This window comes from Bacteroides sp. An279 (assembly GCF_002159615.1).
Lineage (GTDB): Bacteria > Bacteroidota > Bacteroidia > Bacteroidales > Bacteroidaceae > Phocaeicola > Phocaeicola intestinalis.
Window position 1 is genome coordinate 1 of sequence record NZ_NFJA01000117.1, and the last position, 10,142, is coordinate 10,142.

10 protein-coding genes are annotated in these 10,142 nt (G+C 49.8%); 9 read left to right on the forward strand and 1 reads right to left on the reverse strand.

All coding sequences use genetic code 11. The features are described from left to right. Both B5F78_RS14950 and B5F78_RS14960 read left to right on the forward strand, forming a co-directional pair. Positions 1 to 275: transposase (locus B5F78_RS14950; RefSeq protein ID WP_140400183.1), on the forward strand; the 275-nt coding region annotated here is incomplete at its 5' end. 380 nt (positions 276 to 655) lie between these two features. Beyond that, positions 656 to 1,822, forward strand: a complete 1,167-nt coding sequence (locus B5F78_RS14960) for an ATP-binding protein (protein ID WP_087407091.1) — start codon at positions 656 to 658, stop codon at positions 1,820 to 1,822. Here B5F78_RS14960 and B5F78_RS14965 read toward each other — a convergent pair. Next, the gene (locus B5F78_RS14965) at positions 1,819 to 2,373 is read right to left on the reverse strand and encodes an HdeD family acid-resistance protein (RefSeq protein WP_022040671.1); all 555 of its coding nucleotides are present in this window, start codon (positions 2,371 to 2,373) and stop codon (positions 1,819 to 1,821) included. The genes B5F78_RS14960 and B5F78_RS14965 overlap by 4 nt on opposite strands. 362 nt (positions 2,374 to 2,735) lie before the next feature. Here B5F78_RS14965 and trpB point away from each other — a divergent pair, with 362 nt between their 5' ends. The 7 genes from trpB (at position 2,736) to trpA (ending at position 9,954) form a co-directional block, all read left to right on the forward strand. Beyond that, positions 2,736 to 3,953, forward strand: coding sequence for a tryptophan synthase subunit beta (gene trpB, locus B5F78_RS14970; RefSeq protein WP_087407092.1), 1,218 nt, complete (start codon positions 2,736 to 2,738; stop codon positions 3,951 to 3,953). 115 nt (positions 3,954 to 4,068) lie between these two features. Beyond that, entirely contained in the window at positions 4,069 to 5,466 is a 1,398-nt protein-coding gene (locus tag B5F78_RS14975) for an anthranilate synthase component I family protein (protein ID WP_087407093.1), read from the forward strand. A gap of 142 nt (positions 5,467 to 5,608) precedes the next feature. Further along, complete coding sequence (locus B5F78_RS14980) at positions 5,609 to 6,172, forward strand: anthranilate synthase component II (protein WP_087407094.1); 564 nt, start codon at positions 5,609 to 5,611, stop codon at positions 6,170 to 6,172. Positions 6,173 to 6,317: 145 nt separating this feature from the next. Continuing rightward, complete coding sequence (gene trpD, locus B5F78_RS14985) at positions 6,318 to 7,313, forward strand: anthranilate phosphoribosyltransferase (RefSeq protein ID WP_087407095.1); 996 nt, start codon at positions 6,318 to 6,320, stop codon at positions 7,311 to 7,313. 118 nt (positions 7,314 to 7,431) lie between these two features. Next, positions 7,432 to 8,226: an indole-3-glycerol phosphate synthase TrpC gene (gene trpC / locus B5F78_RS14990; protein ID WP_087407096.1), complete on the forward strand. Its 795-nt coding sequence runs from the start codon at positions 7,432 to 7,434 to the stop codon at positions 8,224 to 8,226. Positions 8,227 to 8,447: 221 nt separating this feature from the next. Then, on the forward strand, positions 8,448 to 9,086 hold the full coding sequence (locus tag B5F78_RS14995; protein ID WP_087407097.1) for a phosphoribosylanthranilate isomerase: 639 nt from the start codon (positions 8,448 to 8,450) through the stop codon (positions 9,084 to 9,086). A gap of 91 nt (positions 9,087 to 9,177) precedes the next feature. Continuing rightward, positions 9,178 to 9,954, forward strand: a complete 777-nt coding sequence (gene trpA / locus B5F78_RS15000; protein ID WP_087407098.1) for a tryptophan synthase subunit alpha — start codon at positions 9,178 to 9,180, stop codon at positions 9,952 to 9,954. Positions 9,955 to 10,142 lie beyond the last annotated feature (188 nt).

Below are 10,142 nucleotides of genomic sequence, written 5' to 3' on the forward strand. Positions count from 1 at the left end.
GCTTGGTTAAAATATTGGCGGATGGAGGCTACAGGGGAGATTTGGCTGATTGGGTCAAGAAGAAATTCGGATGGATATTGGAGGTCGTACTCAGACCGGACGAATGTCCATCCAAATTTCAGGTACTGCCCAAACGCTGGATTGTGGAACGCTCTTTCTCATGGCTGGAAAACTTCAGAAGGCTGGCTATCGATTACGAATTCCTTGCTGAAACTGCGGAAGCCATGGTACAGATCGCATTCATCCAAATCATGCTTAACAAATTTATCGAATGAAATCAAAACAGCTTCTGAATCTCTATCGAAAATAATCTTTTGTTTCCTGATACACAAAATCATTTTCTTCAAAAAGACAATTAATAATCCACTCACAGCTATAAGTTTTATATTCCATGGGCTGGAACGTACATTCCACGCCGTGGAACGTATATTCCAGCCCATGGAATATACGTTCCGTCAGCCGGAATATAAAACTTAGATACCTGCAAAGAGAATATCACCCAGCTGCAAAGCCAAATGTACCGAGACTTTTCATGGAAATAAGTATGCCAACGGACGCTGGAATGCAGGCTCTGCATCATTTCCGTGCAGTTTTCGAGGAATTCTGCATTTTTTTCATGCAAAAACCGTATCTTTGTTTTCTAAACCACACGATTATGGAACAACTATATGAGTTTTTCAACCGGAAACTAAAACATACGCCTACCGAGTTCTTTCGTTACCAGTACAACCAAATCAAATGGAACGGACGTGCTTTCGGGATTGTCGGACCGCGGGGAGTGGGCAAGTCTACGATGCTTTTGCAGTATATTAAATTCAATCTCAATCCGGCAGATACACTCTATGTATCTGCTGACCATCTGTATTTTGCCGAACATAAGCTTGTGGAACTGGCGGACCGTTTTGTGAAAATGGGAGGGAAACATTTGTTTATTGACGAGATTCATAAGTATGAAGGTTGGTCGAGAGAGCTTAAGCAGATTTACGATAGTTACGATGACTTGCAACTGGTTATCTCCGGTTCGTCTATCCTTGATATATACAAAGGGCTTGCCGACCTAAGCCGAAGGATGCCTATTTACACCATGCAGGGGCTTTCATTCCGCGAATACCTGCATTTGTTCCATCAGATAGAAACCCCCGTTTATAGCCTCAACGAAATATTGGCGCACAAAGCCGTGCTTCCTGTTGAGCATCCGCTGCCTCTTTTCAAAGATTATCTACGCAGAGGCTATTACCCTTTCGCCAAAGATGAAGAATATGAAATGGAACTGATGCAGGTCATCAATCAAACGATGGAAGTGGACATTCCGCAACACATACAGGCCAACATTACCTTAGGGAGAAAACTGAAAAGCCTCTTGATGGTAATAGCTAAAAGTGTGCCTTTCAAGCCCGTCATGCAAAAATTGGCGGAAGCTACTGGAATTAGCCGGAACGACATTCCGAATTACTTGATTTACATGGAAAAGGCAGGCATGATAGCCCAACTTCATGATACAACAGGCGGACTGCGAGGATTGGGAAAAGTGGAAAAGCTTTATCTTGACAACTCCAACCTGATTTACACATTAGCGCCCGAACATGCGGAAATCGGCAATGTAAGGGAAACTTTCTTCATGAACCAGACAAGGGTGCTAAACAATGTGACCAGTTCCAGCGTCTCCGACTTCGAAATAGACGGCAAAGTATTTGAAATCGGAGAACGCAAAAAAGGGCAAAAACAAATAGAAAGCGTACAAGAAGGGTATATCGTAAAGGACGACATCGAGAACGGCTACGCCAACATCGTCCCACTATGGGCGTTCGGACTGAACTATTAGCCTTCTCTCCGCTCGTCTATCACTTCCACATCCGTTATCCCCGCCTCTTTCTTTTGGCGGTAGCGGATGATGCGGAAGAGGTCGGTCAAGCCGTAAACGATAGAAGACACGCCCAGAACGATGAAAGGCACTTTTGCCGCTTCGAAAGGATTCACCAGAATCAGGATGCCTGCCAGCAGGAGCAAGACCGGAATCACATAAAAGATGCCTGGGACACTACCTGCGAGCTTGCGTGCCGAAATGAAACCCATCAGCTGGCTGACGCCTCCGAACACCAGCAACGCGCCCAGCACATACATCAGAATACTGACAAAAAAGCCCGGCATTACAATCAACCATATCCCCAACAAGGCACTGCCCAGTGCTACAACAGGAAAAACATTGCCACGTGAAGAAAAATAAGCCAATATCCCGTACAAACCCGGAAGCAAAAACAATACCCCTACCGTTATTACCAAATAAATCACTGCTGCCTCGGGCCACACTACCAGCAGAATACCCATTATCAGGGCACACAGGCTGCTCACTACTGAATAACCGAATAGTTTCATAATTTTCTCCTTATTATATATGTACTACGAAGATAGTTGTTTTTTCTTGTTTATACAAATAAACTTCTATGGATATAGAACAAAAAAGATTCCATTTTGTTTGCATCTTCAAAAATTATCGCTATATTTGCTCCCGAATTAAACAGAAACATAACAAAAAACTCATGAACTCAGTAATGACAAATACATATCGTTGGTGGCGTTACTTACTACTCCCAAAGTCGTAAGCTAACCCAGTCCGTGTGTATCTGTCTGTTCTCATAACCAACAATCATTTATCAAGGCATACAAAAAAGGCTGTCGTTCTTACGACAGCCTTTTTTGTTTTTATCCCCATTGGCAATAACTTAAACAATCAAAATATGAATCGGAAAAAGTATCAAGTAGACTCAAACGGGTATTATGGAAATTTCGGCGGAGCATACATCCCCGAAATTCTTCACCGGTGCGTGACCGAACTGAAAGATGCATACCTACGGGTATTGGATAGCGATGATTTCAAGCAAGAGTTCGCCCAATTGTTGCGCGACTACGTGGGACGTCCCTCTCCCCTGTATCTTGCCAACCGGCTTTCGGAGAAATACGGATGCAAGATTTACCTGAAGCGGGAGGACCTGAACCATACAGGCGCACACAAGATAAACAACGCCATCGGGCAAGTGCTGCTGGCACGGCGAATGGGAAAGAAACGCATCATCGCCGAGACCGGAGCCGGACAGCACGGAGTAGCGACGGCTACGGTCTGCGCACTGATGAACATGGAATGTGTGGTGTATATGGGCGAAACCGACGTGGCACGCCAGCACATCAACGTGGAAAAAATGAAGATGCTGGGAGCCGAAGTGCGCCCGGTCACCTCGGGAAACAAAACCCTGAAGGATGCCACCAATGAAGCCATACGCGACTGGTGCTGCCACCCCGAAGACACATACTACGTGATAGGTTCTACCGTAGGGCCTCATCCTTACCCCGACATGGTGGCACGCCTGCAATCGGTCATCAGCGAAGAAATCAAAAAACAACTGATGGAGCACGAGGGACGCGATTATCCCGACTATCTGATAGCGTGCGTGGGCGGAGGAAGCAATGCCGCCGGCACCGTCTATCATTACCTGAACAACGACAAGGTGAAAATCGTACTCGCCGAAGCAGGCGGAAAGGGCATCCATTCGGGATACTCTGCCGCCACCATCCAACTGGGACGGCTGGGCATCATCCACGGAGCGAAAACCCTCGTGATGCAAGACGAAGACGGACAAATCCTGGAACCCTACTCGGTATCGGCAGGGCTGGACTATCCGGGTATCGGTCCCCTGCACGCCAACCTTGCCACACAACACCGTGCCACGGTGCTCGCCATCAACGATGACGAAGCCATCCGTGCCGCCTACGAACTGACCCGTCTGGAAGGCATCATCCCCGCACTGGAATCGGCACACGCATTGGGCGCACTGGAGAAGGTCAGTTTCCGCCCCGAAGACATCGTGGTGCTCACCGTATCGGGACGAGGGGACAAGGACATGGAAACGTATTTGAATAATGTGCTAATGTGCAAATGTGCAAATATGAAAATGTGCTAATGTGAGAATGTGCATTGTTTTTTAGCACATTGCCACATTGTCTATTAGCACATTGCCACATTGTTTATTAGCACATTAAACTATTAACTATTAATTATTAATTATTAACTAAAAAATGACCTACCATTACCATACCAATCATAAAGTGCTGCTGGGCGACCTGCATACACCAGTCAGCACCTACCTGAAGGTGCGCGACCTCTTTCCGCAAAGCGCCTTGATGGAAAGCTCCGACTATCACGGGAGCGAAAACAACCGTTCGTTCATCGGGCTGAACCCGATAGCCAATATCAGCGTAAGCCACGATGTAGCTACCGCTATCTATCCCGACCACTCGCGCGAAGAAACTCCTATCAGCGAAGCATGTACGGTGGAGGATGTGATGAACCGCTTCCTTTCCCGCTTCCGGGTAGAAGGAGAATATGCCGACTATTGCGGCGTATATGGATATACCTCGTTCAACGCCGTGCGCTATTTCGAACCAGTGGAGGTGAAAGACAGCACCGAAGCCAAGAACGATGCACCCGATATCCTCTACATCCTGTATAAGTACATCATCGTATTCAACGATTTCAAGAGCGAAATGGTACTCATCGAGATGAACGACGGAAGCGAGCCGAGCCATATTGGCGAGATAGAACGTGCCATCCACGACCGTAATTATACCACCTACGGTTTCCACCCCATAGGGGAAACCACCAGTACCCTAACCGATGAAGCGCACAAGGCAAACATCCGCAAGGGAATCGCCCATTGCCTGCGGGGCGATGTGTTCCAAATCGTACTCTCACGACGTTTCATCCAGCATTTCCAGGGAGACGACTTCAAGCTCTACCGCGCCCTGCGCAGCATCAATCCCTCGCCTTACCTGTTCTACTTCGACTTCGGAGGATTCCGCATCTTCGGTTCTTCGCCCGAGACCCATTGCAGGATAGAAGACGGGCAAGCCACCATCGACCCAATTGCCGGCACCACCCGAAGGAGCGGAAACAAGGAAACCGACCGAAAGCTGACCGAAGCCCTGCTTGCCGACCCGAAAGAGAACGCCGAACACGTGATGCTGGTAGACCTGGCACGCAACGACCTAAGCCGGAACTGCACGGGCACGCACGTAGCTTTCTACAAAGAACCGCAATATTATAGCCACGTTATCCACCTCGTGAGCCGAGTAAGCGGCACGCTGAACGCCGACGCCAATCCCATCCGCACGTTCTTCGACACCTTTCCGGCAGGTACATTGAGCGGCGCCCCCAAAGTACGTGCCATGCAACTCATCAGCGAGATAGAGCCACACAACCGCGGTGCATACGGAGGCTGCATCGGCTTCATCGGGCTGAACGGAACCCTGAACCAGGCCATCACCATCCGCACCTTCGTAAGCCGCAACCACGAACTTTGGTTCCAGGCAGGCGGAGGCATCACCGCCCTGAGCAACGAAGAAAACGAACTGCAAGAAGTGAACAACAAACTGGGAGCCTTGAAAAAAGCCATCCTGATTGCTGAGAGTTTATAAGTTCTTTAGTTTTTAAGTTTTTGAGTTTTTGAGTTTGTAAGTTATTATCTTACACCAACTCAAGAACTAAAAAACTTAAGAACTAAAAAACTCAAGCAAGAACTTAAAAACTTAAAAACTCAAAAACTTAAGAACTCAAAAAATGAAAACCGTTATTATAGACAACTACGACTCGTTCACCTACAACCTGAGCCAGATACTGCAAGAATTGGGAGCCGAAGTGACCGTGCTCCGCAACGACAAATTCCTGTTGGAAGACTTGGAAGCATACGACAAGATAGTCATCTCGCCCGGACCGGGCATCCCCGAAGAAGCCGGATTATTGCTTGACGTAATCCGTTCCTATGCCGGAAAGAAGCCTATACTGGGCATCTGCCTGGGCGAACAGGCGATCGGCGAAGTGTTCGGCGGAAAACTGGTAAACCTTTCCAGCGTATTCCATGGCATACAAAGCCCGGTAGACCTCATCGCCGACGATTACCTCTTTCAAGGATTGCCCCGTGAGATTCCCGTAGGGCGTTATCACTCGTGGGTAGTCGACAAGGACACCTTGCCTTCCTGCCTCGAAACACTCGCCCTAAGCAAAGAGGGATACATCATGGCATTGCGCCACCGCGAATATGACATCCGAGGCATCCAGTTCCATCCCGAATCGGTGCTGACCCCCGACGGGAAACGCATCATGCAAAACTGGCTGGAGCACTAAGCGTCACAGAACATATTGTGAAACTCAGATTAACGCAGATTTCCGCAGATTAAAATTTATTTCTACGGATATGCCCTATAATAAAAATTCAATCCGCGTTAATCTGCGATAATCTGCGTTTCAAGAACTATAAACCTCACTCAATATGAAAGCAATACTTACAAGACTATTTGCCCACGAAGAGCTTTCGCACGACGAAGCATACGGACTGATGAAAGGCATCACACAAGGCAAATACAACGATACACAGATAGCCGCCCTGCTCACCGTATTCCAGATGAGGGGCATCAAAGTAGACGAACTTGCCGGCTTCCGCCAGGCATTGCTTGAAACACGCATCCCCGTCGATTTCTCCGACTACAGCCCCATCGACATCGTGGGGACAGGAGGAGACGGCAAGAACACCTTCAATATCTCCACTTGCGCCTGCTTCGTGGTGGCAGGAGCAGGCTACGACGTAGCCAAGCACGGCAATTATGGCGCCACTTCGGTGAGCGGAGCCAGCAACGTAATGGAACAACACGGCGTGCGGTTCACTACCGACCCCGACCGATTGCGCCGCTCCATTGAGACCTGCCACATGGCATACCTCCATGCCCCCCTCTTCAATCCGGCAATGAAACACGTGGCAGGCGTGCGCAAGGCGTTGCAGGTGCGCACCCTGTTCAACTTGTTGGGACCGCTCATCAATCCCTGCCAGCCGGCATACCAGCTATTGGGAGTGGCAGACCTCGCCCAGATGCGTCTCTACACCAACACGCTCCAGCAACTGGGTATCGGTTTCGCCGTAGTGAACAACCTCGACGGATACGATGAAATCTCGCTCACCGACGAGTTCAAGGTGATGACCAACCGCTACGAGACCATTTACCGCCCGGCAGACTTAGGTTTCTCGCTTGCCCGCCAGGAAGAACTTTCGGGAGGGAAAAGCCCGCAGGAAGCCGCCCGGATATTCGACGACGTGCTCTGCAACCGTGCCACGAAAGCGCAGACCGAATGTGTGCTCATCAACGCTTCGTTCGCCATTCAGGCACGCGAGCCCGGCAAGCCGATAGAAGAATGTGTGGCACTGGCACGCCAGTCGTTGGAAAGCGGAAAGGCATGGAGCACCTTCTGCAAGTTCGTAGAGATAAACAATTAAATCAGGTACCAGGTGAATAGGTACTAGGCAACTAGGTTCTAAATAGTTTTGCCAGTACAAACCAAACTATCTAAAAACCTAGTCCCCTAGTACCTAACACCTAGTCAACTAAAAAATTATGAGCAAAGACATTTTAGAAGAAATCATCGCGCACAAGCGCATCGAGATAGCCGGACAAGAGAAAGTGGTATCTGCCGCCTTCCTTGAAAAGCAACTGGGCGAACCTGTTCCGGCACGCAGCCTTAAACAGGCACTTATGGCATCGCCTACCGGCATTATCGCCGAGTTCAAACGCCGTTCGCCTTCAAAAGGGTGGATACACCGCCATGCGGATGCAGCACAAATCCCCCTTGCCTATCAACAGGCAGGAGCTGCGGCTCTCTCAATTCTGACCGATGAAGCCTACTTCGGAGGTTCGCTGAAAGATATCCGTACGGCACGCCCTACGGTCAGCCTGCCCATCCTGCGCAAAGACTTTATCATCAGCCGATACCAGTTATTGCAGGCAAAAGCAGTACAGGCGGACGCCGTCCTCTTGATAGCCTCTGCCCTTACCCCCCAAGCGTGCCTCACGCTGGCAAAAGAAGCACACACGCTGGGACTGGAAACCTTGCTGGAAATCCATACCGAAGCAGAGCTGGATTACTTGAACGAATACATCGACGTAGTGGGCGTCAACAACCGACACCTGGGCACCTTCCACACCGATGCGTCCCATTCGCTCCGGCTTGCCGAGGCATTGCCCCGAGGCATAGTGAAAATCTCTGAAAGCGGCATTTCCAGCCCCGATACCCTCCTTCAGTTGCGCGAAGCAGGATTCGACGGCTTCCTTATCGGCGAAACCTTCATGAAGACCGACGAACCGGGAGAAGCATTAAGCCGGTTTATTGCAGATTTACTCACCACAGATTAAAATAATTAATTATAACCCATTCACAACAGTGACAATTTTATTAAAAATGAATTCCGCACACATCCGCTGTAGGGGCGTATCGCATACGCCCGAATGCGCCAACTAACCCACAAAGACGTTATCAGGGCGTATGCAATACGCCCCTACAAACAAATTGGACAAAATACGGACGTTCATTTCACTAAATCTGTGTAATCTGTGGTGCCCAAACAACAAACGACATGATAATCAAAGTATGCGGCATGCGCGAGCCCGAAAACATCCGCGCCATAGAAAATACCGGAGCCGACTGGATAGGGTTCATCTGCTACGAACGCTCGCCCCGCTTCGTGGCGGACACACCCGCCTATCTGCCCCGCCACGCCAAACGCGTCGGCGTATTCGTCAACGCCGGCTTCGACACCATAACCGCACGTGCCGAAGCCCTGCGCCTCGACTACGTGCAACTGCATGGCACCGAAAGCCCTGAGCTGTGTCTCGAACTGCGGTGCCACGGGTTCCACCTCATCAAGGCGTTCGCACCTCGCACGCCTGCCGACCTGGAGCAGACCATTCCTTACCTTCCCTTGTGCGACTACCTGCTGTTTGACACCCCGAGTGCCGGGCACGGAGGCTCAGGCAAGGCGTTCGACTGGTCCCTGCTTCGCTTCTATCTCGGCGACGTGCCGTTCCTGCTGAGCGGAGGCATCTGCCCCGAAAGCCTCGAAGCATTGCGGCGTTTCCATCACCCTCAGTGGGCAGGCATCGACCTAAACAGCGGTTTCGAAACCGCTCCCGCCGTAAAGGATGCCGGAAAGCTGAAGGCATTTATAGAGAGAATAAACAATGTATCAATGAACAATGTGACAATGAGAGAATGAATTAGCACATTGACACATTAGCACATTGACACATTAGCACATTGACACATTAGCACATTATTAATTAGCACATTATTAATTATTAACCACCATGAACCGTATCAACCAACTATTCGAACAAAAGAAACACGACATCCTCTCCATCTATTTCTGTGCAGGATGTCCCACACCCGACAACACCGCCGATGTCATCCGCACCCTCGAAGCACAAGGTGTGGATATGATAGAAATCGGCATCCCTTTCAGCGACCCGATGGCAGACGGACCCGTCATCCAAGACGCCGCCACCCGTGCCCTGCGTGGCGGAATGACCCTACGCTGCCTTTTCGCCCAATTGGAAGGCATCCGCCGCAACGTACGCATCCCCCTCATCCTGATGGGCTACCTCAACCCCATCATGCAATACGGATTCGAGAACTTTTGCCAAAGCTGCCAGGCATGCGGCATAGACGGAATGATTATCCCCGACCTTCCCTTCAAAGACTACATGGAAGAATACCGTCCCATAGCCGAACGCTATGACCTGCGCATCATTATGCTGATTACCCCCGAAACCAGCGAAGAACGCATCCGCGAAATCGACCGCCATACCGAAGGGTTTATCTATATGGTATCTTCTGCCGCCATCACCGGCGCGCAACGCGACTTCAACGAGCAGAAGCAGGCATACTTCCGCCGCATCGAAGCGATGAACCTGCGCAACCCGCGGATGATAGGCTTCGGCATCTCAAACCGCCAGACCTACGAGGCCGCCTCTGCCCACGCCGCCGGATGCATCATCGGAAGCAAGTTCGTCACCCTGCTCAATGAAGCGCAAGGCGATGCCCTGAAAGCGGTTACAAGGCTCAAAGAGGCGATTTTCAAATGAATATCCTCAAAATGCCAGCAGATAAAAGAAGCTAGAGGGAATTAGTTAGAAGCCAATAGCACAAAAGTATTGGCTTCTAACTAAGAAGCTGTTTTGAATTTATCGTGCGATGATTTGGGATGAGTTTTTGAGGCATTTTCGCTTCTGTGATGAGGAAGATAGCGGGCTATCTGACGAAGAACAGGAGC